The sequence below is a fragment of the Cohnella lupini genome (assembly GCF_003386205.1).
GTDB lineage: Bacteria > Bacillota > Bacilli > Paenibacillales > Paenibacillaceae > Cohnella > Cohnella lupini.
In genome coordinates this window covers 72730-93880 of sequence record NZ_QRDY01000020.1, presented here as the reverse complement: position 1 = coordinate 93880, position 21151 = coordinate 72730, and the positions used below count along the sequence as shown (strand labels likewise).

Below are 21151 nucleotides of genomic sequence, written 5' to 3'. Positions count from 1 at the left end.
AAACCTCCCTTTATCCGGTAGGATTTCAAGGGAGGCTTATCTCTATACGGCTATTCGATTAAATTCCGTATTTTTTCTTAAACTTGTCAACACGACCGCCAGCATCGATAAACTTCTGTTTACCTGTGTAGAACGGATGGCAAGCCGAACATACTTCTACTTTAAGATTCGATTTGATCGAACCTGTTTCGAAAGTGTTTCCGCATGCGCAAGATGCCGTAATCACATTGTATTGCGGATGAATGGATGGTTTCAAAGGGTTCACCTCTTTCTGCCCTGGAACAACATGTGGATCCAGAGTATTAAACACATGATGGGATTATAGCACGCTTATAACCGCCTGACAAGTCAACTCCGATTGGAAAACAACGGAGACGCAGCCTAACCTTATATTTCCTGGCGAACGGGAGGAACATGCGTGTAGGAGCCGATAACCACGTCCGGGAGTTCCTCGCGATAGATATCGAGTAGCGCCTTCATCCCGTAAATCTCTCCTTGAGCCGGGGGAATCAAGCTCAGATAGGCCTCGGGATCGATATTTAAATTGCGCATTTGAATCAACTTTAATCCCGTCCGGCGAACGAAACCAATCATCGCTTCAATCTCTTCCTCGCGGTCCGTAACGCCGGGGAATATCAAGTAGTTGATCGAGGTATATACGCCTTTGCTCGCGGCATACTTCAACGATTTCTCAACGTTCTGCAGCGTATAACCCCTAGGTTTGTAATAGGCGTTGTAATGCTCGTCGAGCGCGCTGATCGTGCTTACGCGCATAAGATCCAAACCAGCGTCGGTAATCGCGCGCATATGATCGGACAACCCCGCGTTGGTATTGATATTAATGTACCCCAACGAGGTCTGCGCACGGACTCGCTTCATCGCTTCGACGATCGTCCGGGCTTGCGTGGAAGGCTCGCCTTCGCATCCTTGTCCGAAGCTGATGATCGAATCCGGCGTCTTCAAATGCTCGAGCATGATATCGACGACCTCGTCGACCTCCGGCTTGAACTTCAGCCGAGTCTGGGGCGCGACGAATCCGCTGTCGTCGGGTTGCTCCGAAATGCATCCATAACAACCGGCGTTGCAGGAAAAGGATACCGGAACGGCACCTTCCAAGCGTTGAAGAAACGTGTTGGAAGCCGTCAGGCATTCGTATTCCAACGCGCAGTGGGATAGATGCTTGTAAAGCCTGTTCTCCGGATAAGTCTTAAGAATACGATCAACTTGGATTTCCAAGTCCGCTCGATCGCAATTCTCGGGATTCCACGGCTCCGGATCGTCGCTTTGACCCGCTGCCACGTAGAACCCGCCATCCTTCCATACGACGGCCGTATATCCGAACAGGGGGAACTTCTGCGTTTTATCCGTTTTGGAATACCCGGGCACGTAATAACGCGTGAAGCCTTGCGGCAGCAACGCGCCTACGGCTTGATATGCTCCGGGAAGCAATTGCATCTTCCCGCTAGCCGGATCCATGCCGACAGGTCGGGTATAAGGCAGGCCGACCAACGTCGCTCCCGCAGGCAACGGAATAAGCTCGTCTTCGAGAAGCTCGACGAGATCGTTGCCGCTTCTTGCTATTCCGAATAAATCGGGATGATCAAATACATTTCCTTGTTCGTCTGCGTATACCAGATGCATGGGCTAAGCCCTCCTCTGCTTGACTTAAGAGGCTATTCGGAATACCGCTTCCTCGATTGAGCGAAGCTCCGAGCTTACACTCTAGAGGGGGAGCTGCTTCTCGTCGTGCGGCGTCCTCCGCCGGATCCCGGCGAGGACGGGCTAGGCGTACTCGGCCCCCCGCTCGTATCCAGAGAATCCAGAAACTCTTGGTTCGTCTTCGTGTTCGACAGCTTCTTAAGGAAGCCTTCCACGAACTCCATGGAATCGTTCATGCTCTTGCGAATCGCCCACAGCTTGTCGAGCGCTTCCTTGTCGAGCAACAGCTCTTCCCGACGAGTTCCCGAACGCCGAATGTCCAGCGCGGGGAAAATCCGACGTTCCGAAAGCTTACGATCGAGATGCAATTCCATGTTGCCCGTTCCCTTAAACTCTTCATAAATGATGTCGTCCATACGCGATCCCGTTTCCACGAGCGCCGTAGCGAGAATGGTCAAGCTACCGCCTTCTTCGATGTTACGCGCCGAGCCGAAGAAGCGCTTGGGACGATGGAACGCCGCAGGATCGATCCCCCCCGACAACGTACGGCCGGATGGAGGAACAACCAGATTATAAGCTCTCGCGAGCCTTGTAATGCTGTCCAGCAGAATAACGACGTCGCGTTTGTGTTCCACAAGCCGAAGCGCACGTTCCAATACCAGCTCGGCAACTTTAATGTGATTCTCCGGCACCTCGTCGAAAGTAGACGCGATAACTTCACCTTTGACCGAACGTTGCATATCCGTTACTTCTTCTGGACGCTCGTCGATCAAAAGCACGAATAAATCGATCTCGGGATGATTAATCGATATACTGTTGGCGATTTCCTTCAGCAGCAATGTTTTACCTGCTTTGGGCTGCGCGACGATCAATCCGCGTTGACCTAGTCCGACGGGAGCAATAAGATCCATAATGCGAGTGGATAGATGGGTAGGCGACGTTTCGAGCTTGATTTTCTTCTGCGGATATAGCGGGGTCAGAGCGGGAAAGTGCAATCGTTCCGCGGCGGTTTCGGGAGTGACGCCGTTGACTGCGTTAACTTGCAGAAGCCCGAAATAGCGTTCGCTTTCTTTCGGCGCCCGGCACTTGCCGGATACGAGATCCCCCGTACGCAAATCGAATTTGCGAATCTGCGATGCCGAGATGTAAATATCCTCAGGGCTCGGCAAGTAGTTGATCGGCCTAAGGAAACCGAATCCCTCGGGCAATACTTCCAAGACGCCCTCCATGAACATGAGGCCGCTTCGTTCCGCTTGCGCCCGCAAGATGGCGATAATCAATTCTCTTTTCTTCATTTGCGCGAAATTATTGATCGTGTGCTGCTTAGCCAACTTATATAACTCCGTCAGCTTCATGCCTTCTAAATCGGCCATCATTAAATCAGTCAATAGAATCCCCACTTTTGTTCAGAAATCAACTATAAGCTTAAGCTTGCATTACCCCTGCCGCCAAACTTCCGCGCCCAGATTGCTGAGCTGCATGACCAGCTTCTCGTATCCGCGGTCGATATATTCTACCCCGCTGATCTCCGTCGTTCCTTCTTCGACCGTAAGCGCCGCAACGACTAGCGCGGCTCCCGCGCGAAGATCCGCCGCCCTAACCTTAGCGGCGTTAAGGCGACCGCCTTCGATAATCGCGGAACGGCCCTCCACCCGGATTTGCGCGCCCATGCGGGCAAGCTCGGGAACATGCTTAAACCTGTTGTTGTACACGTAGTCCGACAGTACGCTCACCCCGCGGGCTTGCGTAAGCAAGCTGGTCATTGGGGATTGCAAATCCGTAGCGAAGCCGGGATAGACCAACGCTTTAACGTCTACCGCCTCGTACATGGATTGTCCGACAACTCGAATCGCTTCGTCCATTTCGTACACGTGGACGCCCATTTCCTGCAGCTTCGCGGTCATGGCTTCTAAATGCTTCGGAATAATATTATCGATAAGGACGTCGCCGCGAGTCGCCGCGGCGGCTATCATGTATGTTCCTGCTTGTATGCGATCGGGAATAATGGAATGCCTGCATCCGTGCATTTCCTGAACGCCTTCGATGCGAATCGTTTCCGTGCCCGCTCCCTTGATCTTGGCGCCCATTGCGTTAAGCAAAGTGGCCACGTCGATGATCTCGGGCTCTTTGGCCGCATTCTCGATCAATGTTAAACCTTTAGCCCTCGAAGCCGCCAACATGATGTTGATCGTAGCCCCGACGCTAACGACGTCTAAATAAATCTTAGCCCCTCTTAATTCCTTGGCTCTGATCCGAATGGAACCATGATCATTGGTCACTTCCGCTCCCAATGCTTCGAAACCTTTAATATGCTGATCTATCGGTCGCGGCTCGAAATTGCAGCCGCCCGGCAAACCGATCGTTGCTTCGCCGAATCTTCCTAATAATGCACCCATTAAATAATAGGATGCTCTTAACAGCTTAACTCTTCCATTAGGCATGGGAACCGATTTCATAGCGGACGGATCGATAGACATCGTGTCGTCCTGCCAAGATACCTTGCCCCCAAGCTCCTCCAACAATTCCGCATAAACCGCCACATCGCTTAGTTGAGGAAGGTTGTCCAGCCTCACTTCCGATTCTGCCAGTATTGCTGCGGGAATAAGAGCGACAGCGCTATTCTTCGCGCCGCTGATTCCGACCGTACCCCTTAGCGGTCGGCCTCCCCGGACCATCAATTTATCCATGAATGCCGTAATCCTCCTCGAGTTGTTGCCGATGAAAATCATCGACACATGAAGGAACGGGAAAACGCCTTTAAGACGTTTTCCCGCATCAAGTACATTATAATTAAGGTTGCAAAATTACGCTTTGTTGCTGCTTCCGAATAAGCGGATTTTCTCTTGAACGACCGCTTTCATCGCATTGCGGGCGGGCGTCAAATATTTGCGCGGATCAAAGACGTTGCCGTCTTTGGCAAGAACTTCGCGAATCGCGTTCGTGCAAGCCACTTGATTTTCCGTGTTTACGTTGATTTTGCCTGCGCCGGATAGAATCGCTTCGCGAATCATTTCGTCCGGAACGCCCGAACCGCCATGAAGAACGATAGGCACCGGAATTTTCGCTACTACTTCTTTAATAATGTCGAAGTGGATTTTCACTTCGCCTTTGTACATACCGTGAGCTGTACCTACGGCGATAGCCAGGCAATCGACTCCGGTTTCTTCGTAGAAACGGATCGCTTCCTCGGGCTTCGCGAGCGATGCATGCTCTTCGTCCACGCTAAGATCGTCTTCTACGCCGCCGATCGTACCCAGCTCGCCTTCAACGGAAACGCCCATTGCGTGAGCGGCTTGTACGACTTCTTTAGTCAAGCGGATGTTATCTTCGAAGGAGTGGTGCGAGCCGTCGAACATAACCGAAGAGAAGCCTGCGCGGATACACTTCATGGCAATGTCGAAATTGCTGCCGTGATCCAAATGCAAAGCGATAGGAAGACCGGATTTGTCGGCGGCCGCTTTCGCGATCGCTACCGTATATTCCATACCCATGTACTTCAAGGCGCCTTCGCTGACACCGAAGATGAATGGCGAATTTTCTTCGATCGCCGCATCCGTGATCGCTTGAGCGAACTCCAGGTTATTCATGTTAAATTGGCCAACTGCGTATTTCCCTGCTTTGGCTTGCGGCAAAAACTCGGTCATGGATACTAATGGCATAGTGTACAATTCCTCCTGCGATTTCATTCGATTTCTCACGTATCATTCATACTGCGTTATTATAACACAAAATGACTTTACGAAGTAAACCGAACGGGTGTTTCCCGCCGGAGGTGCCGTAAACCCTAGAATCCTGTAGCAAATCGGGAAGAAGATCCCTCTCCCATTTGCATGTTAACCGCCAGCCTCATTTCGTCGATATCGAACGGTTTCGTGAAGTGCATCAAAGCCCCGAGATCGGTCGCCTCTTTGATCATATCGAGTTCGCCGTAAGCCGTCATCATGATGACTTTAATACCCCGATCGTACTCTTTGATCTGCTTGAGTATTTCCAATCCGTCCATGCCCGGAATCTTCATATCCAATAATACGAGATCAGGACGATGGTTTCTTACGATGTCCAGAGCCGTACGGCCATTAGCCGCTTGGAAAGTATCGTAACCCTCGGTCGCAAATACCTCCAAGAGCAAAATGCGGATGCCGACTTGATCATCAACGATTAATAGTCTCTTCTTATCCAAGCGCTCATCCCCCCGAATCACATTGTAGCCTTATTCGTGACCAGAAGCGCGAATTCCTTCTCTTTCCATGTAAAAAATATGAAGGTAAGCTTAAATATATATTATTATCCTAAGAGAACGGGTACATACCGATTGTTTCGAAGGCTAGCAAAAAACCGCGCGGGCACGAAGCCGGCGCGGTTTGGACGATATGGAGACATGATAATCGCGTATTCGAGTTATCTCTCGGAATGGCTGAGGGCAGCCTTCACGAATTCGCGGAAAAGAGGCTGCGGACGGTTTGGACGCGAGGTAAATTCCGGATGGAATTGCACCGCCAGGAACCAAGGATGCTCGGGAAGCTCGATCATTTCCACGAGACGGCCGTCAGGGGACGTACCCGAAATGCGAAGACCGGCCGATTCGATGCGCTCGCGGTACTCGTTGTTAAATTCGTACCGGTGACGGTGGCGCTCATACACGAGCTCATCGCCGTAACACTGCGCCGCAAGGCTTCCCGGCACCAGCTTGCAGGGGTATAAGCCTAGACGCATCGTGCCGCCCAGATCCTCGATATCCTTCTGCTCGGGCAGAAGGTCGATAACCGGGAACGGAGTGGCCGGGTGGATTTCCGAGCTGTTCGCCCCGTCCAACCCTGCCATGCCGCGTGCGAATTCCACGACGGCCACTTGCATGCCCAAACAAATACCGAAGAACGGCGTTCCGCTCTCGCGGGCGTAACGGATCGCTGTAATTTTCCCCTCGATACCCCGGTCTCCGAAACCGCCGGGAACGAGAATACCCTTCACGCCGCCAAGCACTTCCTCCACGTTGGCCGGAGTGATCTCCTCGGCGTTAACCCAACGAATCTTCACTTCCGCATCCGCGTCGAACCCCGCGTGAGCAAGCGATTCGACTATGCTTAAGTATGCGTCGTGCAAGGCTACGTATTTGCCTACGATCGCGATTTCGGTCGTTTTCTTGAGAGACTTCACGCGCTTGACCAGAGCTTCCCACTCCGTCATGTCCGGCGCGCCTACGGACAAATTCAAATGCTTCACGACATAATCGTCCAAGCCTTGTTCGCGCAGATTAAGCGGCACTTCATACAAGGTCGAGGCGTCGCGGCATTCGATCACCGCATTGGCATCAATATCGCAGAACAACGCGATCTTGCGCTTCAAATCGTCGGCCAGCGGATACTCGGTGCGGCAAACGATCATATTCGGCTGGATTCCGATGCTTCGCAATTCCTTAACGCTATGCTGCGTCGGTTTCGTTTTCACTTCTCCGGCGGCTTTAATATAAGGGATAAGAGTAACATGGATGTACATAACGTTGTCGCGTCCGATGTCGCTCTTGATTTGGCGAATGGCTTCGAGGAACGGCAGGCTCTCGATATCGCCCACCGTGCCGCCGATTTCGGTAATGACAACGTCCGAGCCGGCTTCCTTGCCCGCGCGGAATACGCGGTCCTTAATCTCATTCGTAATATGGGGAATAACCTGAACCGTGCCTCCAAGATATTCGCCGCGACGCTCCTTGCTAATTACCGTAGAGTAGATCTTGCCCGTAGTCACGTTGCTGTTCTTCGATAGATTGATATCGATGAAACGCTCGTAGTGACCTAAATCTAAATCGGTTTCCGCCCCGTCGTCGGTCACGAATACTTCCCCATGCTGATAGGGGCTCATCGTCCCGGGGTCGACGTTGATGTATGGATCGAACTTCTGAATGGTTACCTTAAGACCGCGATTCTTGAGCAATCGGCCCAGCGAAGCGGCCGTGATGCCTTTGCCGAGCGATGAAACGACACCGCCTGTTACGAAAATATATTTGGTCACCCTGCGCGAAACCTCCCACCACATGCCCTTGCGGCATCCTCGTTATCGTTACCCTTTTTTGACCTTTGCCCTTAAGAAAATAGGGCGAAAAAAGAAAAAAGTGTCACCCAATAAATGGGGGCACTTTTTAAATTCCTATGCTATGGAAAAACTCGCTTCTAAAGCCCAAGCATAAGTTTAACGTGTCGAATGAACGGTGTCAAGAACGAATCACTTCTCGTCATCTTCCTCGTCATCCGCTGAATCTTCGTCTTCGTCGTCGTCGAAATCGTCGTCGTCTTCGCCGTCTTTCACGTCGATATCCTCTTCGATTTCGGCATCTTCGTCCTCTTCGATGAGAACCTCTTCGTCGGCTTCAGCCGCCTCTTCGCCTTCTTCGAACACTTCTTCGCGTTCTTCGTCGAAGAGATCGTAAGTTTCGTCGTCCGGGGACGCGGCTTCTTCTTCCTCGCCGTAAAGGTCGTCGTCATCTTCGTCGTCGTCATCGTTAATGATGCGGGGACGCTTGGCTCCGCCGTTCATCGGATCGTCGGAACGTTCGACCGGATACCAACGCTTCAGGCCCCATACGTTGCCTCCGACGCACGCAAACCGTCCGTCGATATTGATCTCCGTGTACAGTTGAGCTATAACGTCCGTCACTTGGCTGTCTGAAAGGCCGCGCATCTTAGCGATTTCAATCATCAGATCGCGGTAGTAAAAAGGGGTGTTGGCTGACTTAAGCAATTCATAAGCCAGATCAACCATCGGCATCTCGCGAATTTTCTCGGAGTCGAGTTTCAGCACGTAGTCGGCGCTCACGTGACTTCCATCCTCTCTGTATGTGAACCGGTAAGCAAAAACGCCTTCTGCGTCCTATGACGCCTAAGAAGCTTTGCGGAGGCCGTTCGGATATGAATAGGCTTTAAAACCCTTCATTCTGAACGACTAAACCTTCACGTTGATTTATCAACCTTTAGTAAACCGTATTTCGTATAAAAATGCAAGTCACCCGAGCCGACTTTTCACGAAATTATTCATGCGTCATCTTGTCCCGTCCATGCAACCGAAAAAGCGAAGGCGCGTCCCTTCCGGACTACCCCTTCGCTTTTCGACTGTATCCCTTCCCGGCCGCTCCGCGGGCGGAGGAACCGGCATGACCAAGAGTCTCGCCGGGAAACTCTCCATTCATCCTATGTCGGAAGCCGGGAAATGACACGGAACGGCGCCTATTTCCTGTCAAAAAAGGCCACATTCCCAAGCTTTTATTCTTACCTGCTCATACAGTAGAGGACACGGCAGCAAGGCACGCTCGAACTCCGCTCGCCTGGTTGCACATTCGTCCGGGAGGGAAGCCGCATTGGACGCAAACGAAATCGTGGAGTGGCTCCGCCATTCTCCCTGTTCTGCCGCAGATCCGTTCGGATCTGGACGAAGGGGAATACTCCGTTTCCCGAATTCCGACGATTACGACAGATTCTTGCACATGACTCAGGCTATGCATACCAGCAACGCCGAATCTTCGCTCGCCAGCGTCCGGCCCTTGAATCTCATTCAAGCGGTATCTTGTCCCATCATCGATCGCGAACCGCCTGCATGGTTAAGAGGCAGAGCGGTATGGGAAGAAGACGCCCCCGTCCAAGTCGGCGCCCTGCCTAAAGGAGCGCTCGTCACCGACAAGGGCATTCCATGGGGGGTCAAGCACATCCAAGCTCCCCGGGCATGGAGCAAGACGACGGGATACCGCGTCAAGGTAGGCGTCATCGACACGGGAGTGGATTTCGGCCATCCCGATTTGCGCCACTCCCTGGAACGAGGCATTAATTTGCTCCATCGATTGTCGTTACCCCAAGACGACAACGGTCACGGCACCCACATTTCAGGTACGATCGCAGCAGCGAACGAGCTGCAGGGCATGATCGGCGTCGCTCCGCGCTCCATGATCTATCCCGTTAAAGCCTTCGACTATAACGGAACGGCATTCGTGTCGGATATCGTGCTAGGAATCGAATGGTGCGTACGCAACCAAATGAACGTCATCAATATGAGCTTCGGAATGAAGACCCGTAGTAAGTCTCTGCAAAGCGCTGTCAGTAACGCCTATCGTTCCGGAGTGCTTATCGTCGCCTCATCGGGCAATGACGGGAAAATCGGAGAAATCGATTATCCCGCGCGCTACAGCCAGACCATCGCGGTCGGCGCAACCAACCGACAAAGTCGCGTCGCGGCGTTCACCAATCGCAGCGGTTTAATCGATATCTACGCGCCCGGCGATCGCATCGTATCCGCCTGGTTGAGGGGCAAGCACCGGGAAATGAGCGGTACTTCGATGGCCACCTCGCACGTGACGGGCGCCATCGCCCTCTTGCTCGCCCTTAAACCCGGCTTATCGCCGGGACAGATCAAAACGATCGTCAAGAGTTCCGCGAAGCCCCTCCGCAAAGGAAAAACTCCCCGGATAGCCGGAGAGTTGAACGTACTGAGAATGATTAAGGCGGCCGAGCATCTCTAACCTTACATCTTGTCCGGGGCGGATACTCCGACAAGCGCAAGCGTGTTGGCGATCGTAATGCGGACCGCGGCGAGTAGCTGCAGGCGGGCTTGGCTTTGCTCGGCGTCTTCCGTGATAACCCGCTCCGCTTTGTAATAGCTGTGGAACTGAGAAGCCAACTCGTAGACGTAACGGATCATCGTGTGCGGCGCATAAATCCGGGCCGCTTCCTCGATCGTCTCGGGAAGCTCTCCGATTTTCCTCAGCAAATCGAATTCCTGCTCCGTCGTCAGCTTCTCGATTGCCGCCTCTTGCCAAGGCAGCACGGCTATCCCCTGCTCCTCCGCCTGGCGGAAAATGCTGCATATGCGCGCATGAGCGTATTGCACGTAGAAGACTGGGTTCTCGTTCGACTTCGAAACCGCCAGATCCATGTCGAAATCCAGGTGGGAATCCATGCTGCGCATCGTGAAGAAATAACGGATGGCGTCTACGCCGACTTCGTCCATCAGATCCTCCATCGTAACCGCCTTGCCCGTACGCTTGGACATCTTCACCTTCTCGCCGTTCTGGAACAGGCTGACCATCTGCGCGATAAGCACCGTCAGTTTCTCCGGATCGTTGCCTAGAGCGGCCATAGCCGCTTTCATCCGGGGAATGTAGCCATGATGGTCCGCGCCCCAAATGTTGATCATCTGATCGTAGCCGCGTTTATACTTATCCATATGATAGGCCGCGTCCGGCGTCAAATACGTATAGCTCCCGTCGTTCTTGACCAGAACCCGATCCTTATCGTCTCCGAAGGTCGTCGAAGCTAGCCAAACGGCATCGTCCAAGTCGTATACGTGTCCTTGGGCTCTAAGCGCCGCCAGCACTTCGGTAACTTTATCGTTCTCGTAAAGGGAAGATTCGCTGTACCATTCGTCGAAGTGAACGCCGAATCGCGCCAAATCGCGCTTGATCTTGGCCAGCTCCTTGTCGAGTCCGTACGTACGGAAAAAGTCGAATCGATCCGCGTCGCCAAGCGACAGAAGGCGATCCCCCTCTTGCTCCGCCAACTCCTTAGCGAAACCGACAATGTCCTCGCCATGATAGCCGTCTTCCGGCATCTCGGCCGCTTGTCCGAGCGCTTGACGATAACGCGCCTCGATCGACTTGGCCAGATTATTCACTTGGTTGCCCGCGTCGTTAATATAATACTCGCGGGTTACTTCATGGCCCGCGGCGGACAATATGTTGCACAAGGCATCCCCTACAGCCGCTCCGCGGGCATGTCCCAAGTGCAGGCTTCCCGTCGGGTTCGCGCTGACGAATTCGACTTGAACCCTCTTGCCTGCGCCAGAATTGACCTCACCATACTTATTTCCTTGCGAGATAACCTCGCCGACGATCGGGTATAGGTAACTCTTGTCGAGTCGAAAATTAATGAAGCCCGGTCCCGCTATCTCGGCCGATTGAATAGAAGCGCGTCCCGCACCCAATTTCTCGATAATGGCTTCCGCGATTTGCCGCGGGTTCTTCTTGGCGATCTTCGTCAGTTGCATCGCGAGATTCGTCGATAAGTCACCGTGCGTCTTATCCTTAGGCACTTCCAACGCGATTGTCGGCAGCTCGTCCGCGGAAGTTACGAGTCCCGCTTCCGTCGCCGCTTCCGCCAATGCGCCTTTAACGGCTGCTTGTAATTGTTCTAATACGCTCATCCTGCTTGTTCCTCCCGAATATCGAGCCGGATATGAAAGCTTCCGACCGTCTGATCTTGCATGAGCAAGTCATATTTCCATTCAATGATTCCGCCGGTCTCGGACAGATCGATGTCCAAGCGGTTCGTTAAAGCTTTAACGTCGTGCGGGCCGTAAGCCGTTTCCAACTTGCCCGGCAGGAGCTCGTCGAGACGAAAGGTTTGCTCCAGAAAAATCGTTCCGCGCCTCCTGAGCATCAATTCCTTCTCCCTAACGAACAACGTGTTCAAGGTTTCGGCCGCGTTCTCTTCGTCGGGCGGCTCCCGGTAGGTCAGCACCCAACCGGTCGACAGCTTATGCAATTGTCCGCCCAAGCTGCTGGACCGCTCCGAGCCTCCATCCTGCTCCCGGCTCCGGAAACCGACGGTTACGTTGCGTTTGTCCGGCATATTTCCCTCTCCTAAGTCCCTTTACTCATGTTATTACTATATACAGATCGGTCGGTCAATTCAAATGATGATTTTAGGGCTTGAATACGGTAGGGCGAGATGGCTATAATGGGTAAAATACTTTAAAAAGGCTTCGCCGTCTTCAGACGGCAGCATACATTAGTATAATAATAAAAAACGACGATGAACGAGAGAGTACCTCTTCCGACAACCGTAATCAGCGAGCCGGGTCAGTGAAAGCCGGCGACGGAAGGCGAGGGAAGCGCACTCGGGAGTCGGTTTCCTGAACGATAGTAGGGAAACCCGGCAGCATGCCGTTAACCTTATGAGTGGATTCCCGTCACGGGAATGCCAAAAGAGTGGTACCGCGGAAACCTCCTCCGTCTCTTACGAGACGGGGGATTTTTATATTCCAAGGAGGAGATTCCATTCATGTTAACGAAATACGCGGCTTCTTTGTTATCCCCTTATTTCAATGTCGAAGCGGGTGATCTGCTCGCTAAGCTCGAGGTTCCGCCGCAGAAGGAAATGGGCGACCTATCTTTGCCTTGCTTCGCTTTCGCGAAAGCGCTCAGGCTGGCGCCGCAGAAGATCGCCGAGCAGGTTGCCGACAGAATCAACGCGGATCAACCCGATATTCGGGCGCTCGCAACGGGAGGTTATCTGAACATCTTCTTCCAAGCCTCCCGTTGGAAAACCGATATCGTCGTCGCGGCGCTGGAAGAAGGCTACGGACATTCCGAAATCGGCGTCGGGAAACGAGTTGTCATCGACATGTCCTCTCCCAATATCGCCAAACCCTTAGGCATCGGGCACCTTCGGTCCACCATGATCGGCAACGCGCTCGTTAACTTGTACCGCGCTACGGGTCACGAAGTTATAAACGTAAATCATCTCGGAGACTGGGGAACGCAGTTCGGCAAGCTCATCGTCGCTTACGGCAAATGGGGAAGCCGCGAAACGCTCGAGCGGGAACCTATCAAGGAAAGTCTGAGGCTGTACGTCAAATTCCACGAGGAAATGGACCTCGATCCCTCGCTGGAGGACGAAGCCCGGGAAGCATTCGCGAAGCTTGAAAGAGGAGATTCGGAAACCTACGGGCTCTGGCAATATTTCGTCGACGAAAGCATGAAGGAATTCCGCAGAGTGTATGAGCGTTTAGGCGTGAGCTTCGATCATTTTACTGGAGAAAGCTTCTACAACGACAAGATCGACGCTGTCGTGCGTGAACTGCGGGAACTGTCGTTGCTGGAAGAAAGCGACGGCGCCCGGATCGTCCGCTTGGAGGAGAACGGTCTCCCTCCTTGCCTTATTCTCAAGAAAGACGGTTCGACCATCTATCCCGTTCGGGATATCGCTACCGCAATATATAGAAAACATTCGCTCGGCGCGGATTCCATCCTATACGTCGTCGGGGCCGAACAAAGCCTCCACTTCCAGCAAGTGTTCGCCGTGCTAGGCAAGATGGGTCATGATTGGTCGGAGCAGTGCAAGCACGTTCCGTTCGGACTTATGAACGTCAACGGCAAGAAAATGTCCACCCGCAAGGGCAAGGTCGTATTTCTGGAGGACGTTCTCGACGAGGCGGTACAACGCGCGCTACAGATCATCGACGAGAAAAACCCCGAATTGCAGGACAAAGAGAAGATCGCGGAAACGGTTGGAGTCGGAGCCGTCATCTTCGGGGACTTGAAGCATCGCCGTCAACTGTCGGTGGATTTCAACTTAGAGGAAGTGGTGAGCTTCGACGGGGAAACGGGACCTTATCTGCAATACACTTGCGCCCGTATTCATACGCTGCTCAAGAAAGGCAAATACGAAGCGCTGCAAAACCGACATTCCGCGGACGGATCGCATCTGCAATCCGAATCGGCGTGGGAATGCCTAAAGACGTTATCACGGTACGAAGCCGTGCTTCGGGAAGCCGCGACCGACAACGAGCCCTACATCGTCGCGAGATTCTTGCTGGACGCGGCGCAGGACTTTAATCGGTTCTATAACTCCGGCAAAATCGTCTTCGAAGGGGCGAACCCGGCCGAAGTGCTATCCAAACTTAGCCTTGCGGCCGCAGTCGCGAACGTACTGAAGAGCGGACTGGGCATGCTCGGAATCAAAGCTCCTCAGGAAATGTGAAAAAGCGATGGACAGGAGGCGCGTTTCTCCCCTGTTCCATCGCTTCTTCATTATCTCTTGCGCGTCTCGGTCAAACGGAACTGTCCGACAAGCTGTTGCATGAACGCCGTGATCGCTTCGACGTTGTTGGAAGTATGCCGCACGTTGACGATGTCCGACAACAGCTCCTGAACTCTGCCTTCCACTTCGGTGGAAATGGCACGGTTCTCGATGCTGACGGCGGCGACCTTCTCCATCAAGACCACCACCTCGTCGATGACCTGGGTCTTGAGAGAATCGTCGGCTTTGGCGTCGCCTAGAGTCTCGGTTGCCGTGGCGACCAGTTCGTTGCCTTCGGACACGACCTTCGTGCCCTCGGTGATCGATGAATACGCTTCTTGAGCGTGCATCGCTATTTTCTCAACGAAGCCGTGAACCTCCTCGGTCGATTGGCGCGTCATATCGGCTAGCTTGCGAATCTCGTTCGCGACTACCGCGAAGCCTCGTCCGTGCTCGCCCACCCTAGCGGCCTCGATCGCGGCGTTAAGCGCCAGCAGGTTAGTCTGGGAAGAAATTTCCTCGATGACGTTCAGAACGCCGCGAATTTCGTTGGCCGTGTCCATGAACACTCGGATCGTTTCGTTCGTTTCCGCCACCCGAACGGATATCTCGGACATCTTGTCCCCGATCCGCCCGACCTCGCCTTGCGCGATCGTGATTTGTTGCGACGCTTTTTCCTCGAGCATGTGAAGAGTCTGGCGCATCTCGTCCGCCACTTCCTTCGCGATATCGATATCCTTGAGCTGCCTCCGAATACTCCGCAGCATGTCGTGGACCTTCCCGCTCACCCGCTCCGTGGAGGAGGCGGTCGTAACGGTCGACTCGTTAAGCAGGTGTTGGCTCGACGAGACGTCTTCCGTGGCCAGCTTAACTTTAAGCATGATGCCTTCCAAAGAGTCGATCATATTATTGATCCACTTGGACAGCTCGCGCGTCTCGTCGTTGTCGAACTCCTTCGTCTCCAGGCGCTGGGTGAGATCGCCCTCTCCCTCCGCGTTGATCCGGATGAACCGATTGATTTTCCGAATCGGATCCACGATTCTTCGATGCGTGCGGCGATGCACGGAGACGACCGTGAACAGTCCGAAAATGAGGTTCAGCGCCAACGCGCTTAACGCGACGGACATCAACGAGCCTTCTCTCGCGACGAAATAGAGAGCGACCGCGGATACGATGCCAAGGCTTCCGACGTACAAGGCATGGGGGCGTAATTGCCGGAAAGCTATTCCCCTGATCCTGTATACCTCCTCCAAATCGCCTTCGCACATCATTCCCCAGACGTCCGGGCAATGCGGCAATTGGAAGGTCACGCCTTTTCCGATAACCGAGATGTGCCGATAATCCGAGTACCCCGGAAAACCGACGAACAGATTGCTCCCGTTGCGTATCGTATTGGCTACGCCGGGATGAAGCTCGCCCGTTGCCGGGTCGGTGAACATAAGCTCAAGCTCCGTATGCTCTTTGACCGACACGATTCCCCAATCCGTCGTGACGCCATCCTTCAGATTTTCCCCGTGCGTGAAGGTGCGGTCTTCGAAGCGGCTGCGGGATAGTGCCGTCCCTAGGGCGATTTGCTTGTTCAGCAACGGCTTCGCCATGAAAATATAATTATCTCCGGAGTCCGGATAGACGTGCCCGGATTCCCTCTGTATTAAATCTCCGATCACGTCATTAGGGACTCGCGCGCAAAGCGCCCCCGACCAGACTCCGTCTTTGATGATCGGCTGAATAAACAGGAGCGTCATCTTGTCATGGAAGGGGGACGAACGCGACCCGGTCTGAAGCGTCATAGGATCGCCGTAGGGACCGAACAAGCATTTTCTCCCTTCGCCGCCTTCGCCTCTCGCATAATCCAATCCGGCCGCCAAAATGGAGCCTGCTCCGTACTCTTGTCCTTGATGCGGGGAGTGCGTAGAATAGCTGACCGAGCCTTTCGAGTCGAGAACGAAAATCTCCGTTAGATCGGAAGCTCTCGAATAGGTCGCGCCGAACAACCGGTTCCATGCTTCCTGGTACCCGTTGCCGCCGATATTCCCGTTAGCGTTAGTCTTGCCCGATTGAGCAGCCGACGCTTCCACCGACGTCATTTGCTCGAGCAAACGCTCCAGATGCCTCCAATATTCCCCCGTCCAGTCCTTAAGAACTTGAACGCGGGTTTCGGCAATTCCTTCGAAGATGTCCTCGACGTCCTTCATCAACGGCCTGTTCAATCTCGTAGACCACCACAACGGCAATCCTTGCTTCCAACCCAGCCAACTAAACATATGCCCCACCCCATATCCCCATGTATAAATATTAATATCTATGTATGGAAGCTATTGTAACATAGGCAATTGGTCTTGGTAGGTATAATTATCTAATAATTCAAATTTTAAAGTCAAAAAGCGACAAAGACCTTGGGATATCGCGATTTCGCGGTTTCCCAAGGCCTTTGTTATTCCGTTGCGTTATAATAGTTCACACTATTTATTTCACGAAGCCCAGCAGCATCTCGCGAATGATCTTGGAGGCGACGATCGGCGTCATTTCCGTCGGATCGTAGATCGGCGCAACTTCGACGAGATCGAAGCCGACGACGTTAACGCCGGAACGGGCGATCGCATGAACCGCTTCGAGCAGTTCCTTCGACGTTATGCCACCCGCTTCCGTCGTTCCGGTACCCGGAGCGGCGGAAGGATCAAGTACGTCGATATCGATCGTTACGTATACGGGACGTCCCTCAAGCGACGGCAGTTCCCGTTTCAACGGCTCGGCTACTTCGAAGGGATGAAAGTGTATACCCGATTGCTGGGCGTACGTCCAATCTTCCTTGGAGCCGGAGCGGATACCGAACTGGTAAATATTCGAAGGGCCCATCAGCTCGGCCGCTTTGCGAAGCGGCGTGGAATGGGAGAGCGGTTCCCCCTCGTACTCTTCGCGCAAATCCGTGTGAGCGTCGAAATGGATGATCGCAAGATCGGGATATTTCTTGTAAACCTCTTGAATAACCGGCCAGCTGACGAGATGCTCGCCGCCGAGTCCTACCGGGATCTTGCCGTCGGCCAACACGCCGCGAACGAAGTCTCCGATGATATCCAGGCTCTTCGCCGCGTTGCCGAAAGGCAACATGAGATCGCCAGCGTCGAAATACTCGAGATCGACGATGCTGCGGTCCAGATAAGGGCTATATTCTTCCAATCCGACGGAAGCCTCGCGGATACGGCCCGGACCGAATCTCGAACCCGGACGGAAGGATACGGTGTAATCCATCGGCATTCCGTAGATGACGGCTTTGGAAGACGCATAATCGTCGGTGCTGCAGATGAACACGTTACCGGAGTAAGCTTGATTTAAACGCATGGTGTATCTCCCTTGTTATGGATTCGCCAGTAGTCGAACTTATTTTGTCAGATCTTCTACGAACTTAGGAAGCGCGAACGCCGCTTTGTGCAGGCGCGGAGTGTAGTACTTGGTCTCGATCTCCGGAATCGCGCTTTCGTCGACGGCGAGCGGGTCGTACTTCTTGCTGCCCATCGTGAAAGTCCACAAACCGCTTGGGTAAGTCGGAATGTTCGCGATGTACACGCGCACGATCGGGAACACTTCCTTCACGTCGCGGTTAACGCTCTGGATCAAGTCCGCCTTGAACCATGGGTTGTCCGTTTGCGCAACGAAAATCCCGTCTTCTTTTAACGCGTCGTAGATGCCTTGATAGAATCCCTTCGTGAACAAGTTAACCGCGGGGCCAACCGGCTCCGTCGAATCGACCATGATCACGTCGTATGTATTCTTATGGTCGTGGATGTGCATGTAACCGTCGTTGACGATAACCTCAACGCGGGGATCTTCCAATTTACCGGCAATGGATGGCAAGTATTGCTTCGAGTATTCGATGACTTTTCCGTCGATGTCGACTAGCACCGCTTTTTTAACTTGAGGATGCTTCAGTACTTCGCGGATAACTCCGCCGTCCCCGCCGCCTACGACTAGAACGTTCTCCGGGTTCGGGTGGGTGAACAGCGACGGATGCGCCACCATCTCATGGTAGACGAATTCATCCCTCTCGGTCGTCATGACCATTCCGTCCAGAACGAGCATGTTGCCGTACTCTTCCGTCTCGATCATCGCAAGCTCTTGAAAGTCCGTTTGTTCGTGGACCATCGTTTGTTTGATTTTCATCGTAATACCGAAGTTCTCGGTTTGCTTCTCCGTGTACCATAGTTCCATGGAAGACATGCGATCCCTGCTTTCTATTGGTGGTTGTTCAAAAAGCCGGCTTTTTGAACTTGGTCTCTTAGCTAAATGGCTCCGCTTATTGTACCAAACTAGATGTATTATATAAAATCGACGCCAAAAAGCAACCATTTCGGCAGTAATTTAATTCCCCGATTACATAGCTCTTCTTTATATAGAAGGAATAGCGCCGCGATTCCTATTCCATACTAGTGAGGTAACCATTTCCTAATCGTCATGCGAAGGGGCTGACCTCATGGAAGATACGGCAAGTCAAGAACAGCCCGATATACGCACGCTCAACCGATGGGGCCGATTTCGGAGAAGGATAGGATGGCTGACTTTACTAGCCTTGCTGGCCACGGCCGGGACGGGAACGCTGCTGCTTCGCTATGCCCCCCTTCCCGCCGGAGCGACGATGCAAACGACGAAAATCGTCGACGCCGACGGTCAACCCATCGCTTCCTTGCAAGGCGGAGTAAACCGCCAAATCGTCAAGCTTGCCGATATTTCCCCTTGGCTCGTGAAAGCTACGCTTGCCGTCGAAGATCGTCGCTTCTACGAGCACGCAGGCGTCGATTGGCGGGGTATGGCGAGAGCGGCATGGGTCGACATAAGGCACTTATCCAAGCAGCAGGGGGCAAGTACATTAACCCAGCAATTAGCCCGTAATCTCTACCTGACCCACGAAAGGACGTGGACGCGCAAACTAAAGGAAGCATGGTACGCGGCACGCTTGGAGCAAGCCTACTCCAAGGACGAAATTCTCGAGCTCTATTTGAATCAAATCTATTACGGGCACGGAGCATACGGAGCGGAAGCGGCTTCGAAGCTGTATTTCAACAAGCCGGCGAAAGAGCTTACTTTATCCGAAAGCGCCCTATTGGCGGGAATCCCGAAAGGTCCCCGATATTATTCCCCTCACTTGCATCCCGCGGATTCCCGGGCTAGGCAGCGGAAAGTGTTGGAATCGATGCGCGAAACCGGGCAATTAACGAGAGTTCAAGCTGCTAACGCCGCTAAAGGCGTCGTCGCCGTCCGTCCTTTGCCGGAGGAAGAGGAACGCTCCGCCCCCTATTTCGCGGATTACGTGAAGAAAATCGCGATAGAGCGGCTTGGCATCGACGAACGTCTCATGAACGAAGGCGGTCTGACGATCCAAACGACATTGGATGCCGACATGCAGCTCAAAGCCGAGGCCGCGGTAAAGAAAGGCTTAAAGGGCGGAAACGACGAGCTGCAGACGGCGCTTATCGCCATCGACCCCCGAAACGGATACATCAAAGCAATGGTAGGCGGAAGGAATTATCACAACAATCAATTCAATCGCGTATTCGCGAGCACCCGGCAACCCGGTTCTTCGTTTAAGCCGATCATGTACGCGTCCGCTCTGGAGCAGCATGCCGTAACGCCCGTAACCAAATTCCGTAGCGAGCCGACGATGTTTTATTTCGATCACGATCGTCAGATCTATCGTCCGAGCAACTACAACGATCACTATTTCAACGGAGAAATAGGCCTGCGGCAAGCGATTGCCGCATCCGACAACATCTATGCCGTTAATACGATCATGCAAGTCGGACCCGACGCGGTCATTTCCATGGCGCGCAAGCTCGGGATTACTTCGCCTCTTAAAGCCGTTCCTTCTCTTGCGTTAGGAACGTTTCCCGTGAGTCCGTTCGAGATGGCCTCCGCCTTCTCCGTCTTCGCCAACGAAGGACGGAAATCGGAGCCGATCGCCATCACGAGCATCCGGGACCATGACGGCAGGGTGCTCTACGAAAACCATCCCAGCCAACAGCAAGTGGTCTCTCCCGCGCTGTCCTACTTAACGACGGAATTAATGGAGAGCGTGTTCCAGCGCGGCGGTACGGGACATCGCGTAGCCAACATGCTGAAGAGGCCGGTAGCCGGCAAGACAGGAACGACCGATTCCGATGCCTGGTTCGTCGGCTATACTCCGGAGCTAACTACGGCCGTGTGGGTAGGCTACGACCGGGGGCGCGCGATCACGTCGAGCGAAGCCCATCGAGCCGCTCCGATCTTCGCCCAATTCACCGAGGCGGCTTTGGAGAGTTCCCCTCCGAGAGCCTTTGCTCCGCCCGAGGGCGTCGTTAGCGTTTATATCGATCCCGCAACGAACCTGCTGGCCTCGCCGCTTTGTCCCGGACAGCCTGTATTGGAAACATTCCTGTCCGGAACCGAACCGACCGAAGCCTGCGCTCCTTACGGTTCCGATCCGCTAAGGCAGAGGGACGACGGCAACGGGAACAAATCCATTTGGAACAAATTCCGGCGGTGGGTAGGGGTGTAACGAGGAACGACGTCGGCAATGGCTTCGTACCAACCAAAGCCTGCCCTCCCTAAAAATAAGCCCAAAGGTTGTCTGCCCACAGGAAATCTTCCGTGGAGAGACAACCTTTTTCTTGAGTTGCGCTGCTCATTGTGACTGTGACCGGCCACTAAACGACACCACGTGCCGCTAACTCCATCCAACTCCGCGCAAG

Annotated in this window: 16 protein-coding genes and 1 other annotated feature; of the genes, 3 read left to right on the top strand and 13 right to left on the bottom strand. The window is 53.5% G+C overall.

The window, feature by feature from the left end; all coding sequences use genetic code 11:
- Positions 1 to 58 precede the first annotated feature (58 nt).
- The 8 genes from rpmE to rpoE form a co-directional block, all read right to left on the bottom strand.
- Positions 59 to 256 (bottom strand): 50S ribosomal protein L31, encoded by a 198-nt coding sequence (rpmE, locus tag DFP95_RS23315; protein WP_115995094.1) that lies wholly within the window; start codon positions 254 to 256, stop codon positions 59 to 61.
- A gap of 131 nt (positions 257 to 387) precedes the next feature.
- Entirely contained in the window at positions 388 to 1641 is a 1254-nt protein-coding gene (locus tag DFP95_RS23310; RefSeq protein ID WP_115995093.1) for a radical SAM family protein, read from the bottom strand.
- 74 nt (positions 1642 to 1715) lie between these two features.
- Positions 1716 to 3035: a transcription termination factor Rho gene (rho, locus tag DFP95_RS23305; RefSeq protein ID WP_115995092.1), complete on the bottom strand. Its 1320-nt coding sequence runs from the start codon at positions 3033 to 3035 to the stop codon at positions 1716 to 1718.
- Positions 3036 to 3095: 60 nt separating this feature from the next.
- A complete protein-coding gene (locus tag DFP95_RS23300) occupies positions 3096 to 4346 on the bottom strand; it encodes a UDP-N-acetylglucosamine 1-carboxyvinyltransferase (RefSeq protein WP_115995091.1) in 1251 nt (416 codons plus the stop codon).
- Between the two features lie 117 nt (positions 4347 to 4463).
- Positions 4464 to 5318, bottom strand: a complete 855-nt coding sequence (gene fba, locus DFP95_RS23295; protein WP_115995090.1) for a class II fructose-1,6-bisphosphate aldolase — start codon at positions 5316 to 5318, stop codon at positions 4464 to 4466.
- Between the two features lie 125 nt (positions 5319 to 5443).
- Positions 5444 to 5839 (bottom strand): response regulator, encoded by a 396-nt coding sequence (locus tag DFP95_RS23290; protein WP_115995089.1) that lies wholly within the window; start codon positions 5837 to 5839, stop codon positions 5444 to 5446.
- A gap of 218 nt (positions 5840 to 6057) precedes the next feature.
- Positions 6058 to 7662, bottom strand: a complete 1605-nt coding sequence (locus DFP95_RS23285; protein ID WP_115995088.1) for a CTP synthase — start codon at positions 7660 to 7662, stop codon at positions 6058 to 6060.
- Positions 7663 to 7872: 210 nt separating this feature from the next.
- The gene (gene rpoE, locus DFP95_RS23280) at positions 7873 to 8463 is read right to left on the bottom strand and encodes a DNA-directed RNA polymerase subunit delta (RefSeq protein WP_115995087.1); all 591 of its coding nucleotides are present in this window, start codon (positions 8461 to 8463) and stop codon (positions 7873 to 7875) included.
- A gap of 538 nt (positions 8464 to 9001) precedes the next feature.
- Between rpoE and DFP95_RS23275 the strand changes: the two genes are divergently transcribed.
- A complete protein-coding gene (locus DFP95_RS23275; protein WP_245987903.1) occupies positions 9002 to 10153 on the top strand; it encodes a S8 family peptidase in 1152 nt (383 codons plus the stop codon).
- Between the two features lie 2 nt (positions 10154 to 10155).
- Here the strand turns inward: DFP95_RS23275 and argS (DFP95_RS23270) are convergent, their stop codons facing one another.
- Together argS (DFP95_RS23270) and DFP95_RS23265 are read right to left on the bottom strand one after the other, a co-directional pair.
- A complete protein-coding gene (argS, locus tag DFP95_RS23270) occupies positions 10156 to 11832 on the bottom strand; it encodes an arginine--tRNA ligase (protein WP_115995086.1) in 1677 nt (558 codons plus the stop codon).
- The gene (locus DFP95_RS23265) at positions 11829 to 12260 is read right to left on the bottom strand and encodes a YwiB family protein (RefSeq protein WP_115995085.1); all 432 of its coding nucleotides are present in this window, start codon (positions 12258 to 12260) and stop codon (positions 11829 to 11831) included. The genes argS (DFP95_RS23270) and DFP95_RS23265 overlap by 4 nt, the downstream gene beginning before the upstream one ends.
- 174 nt (positions 12261 to 12434) lie before the next feature.
- Positions 12435 to 12651 (top strand) — a binding site (T-box leader).
- Positions 12652 to 12692: 41 nt separating this feature from the next.
- Between DFP95_RS23265 and argS (DFP95_RS23260) the strand changes: the two genes are divergently transcribed.
- Entirely contained in the window at positions 12693 to 14393 is a 1701-nt protein-coding gene (gene argS / locus DFP95_RS23260) for an arginine--tRNA ligase (protein ID WP_115995084.1), read from the top strand.
- A 50-nt stretch (positions 14394 to 14443) separates the two neighbouring features.
- On the opposite strand, the gene DFP95_RS23255 is transcribed toward argS (DFP95_RS23260), so the two are convergent.
- The 3 genes from DFP95_RS23255 to speE form a co-directional block, all read right to left on the bottom strand.
- Positions 14444 to 16696: a methyl-accepting chemotaxis protein gene (locus tag DFP95_RS23255; protein WP_115995083.1), complete on the bottom strand. Its 2253-nt coding sequence runs from the start codon at positions 16694 to 16696 to the stop codon at positions 14444 to 14446.
- Between the two features lie 202 nt (positions 16697 to 16898).
- Complete coding sequence (speB, locus tag DFP95_RS23250) at positions 16899 to 17771, bottom strand: agmatinase (RefSeq protein ID WP_115995082.1); 873 nt, start codon at positions 17769 to 17771, stop codon at positions 16899 to 16901.
- 39 nt (positions 17772 to 17810) lie between these two features.
- Positions 17811 to 18638 (bottom strand): polyamine aminopropyltransferase, encoded by an 828-nt coding sequence (gene speE / locus DFP95_RS23245; protein ID WP_115995110.1) that lies wholly within the window; start codon positions 18636 to 18638, stop codon positions 17811 to 17813.
- Positions 18639 to 18900: 262 nt separating this feature from the next.
- On the opposite strand from speE, the gene DFP95_RS23240 reads away from it, so the two are divergent.
- Positions 18901 to 20958 carry a transglycosylase domain-containing protein gene (locus DFP95_RS23240; RefSeq protein ID WP_115995081.1) on the top strand — a complete coding sequence of 686 codons (2058 nt, stop codon included), beginning with the start codon at positions 18901 to 18903 and terminating at the stop codon, positions 20956 to 20958.
- Positions 20959 to 21151: the final 193 nt, after the last annotated feature.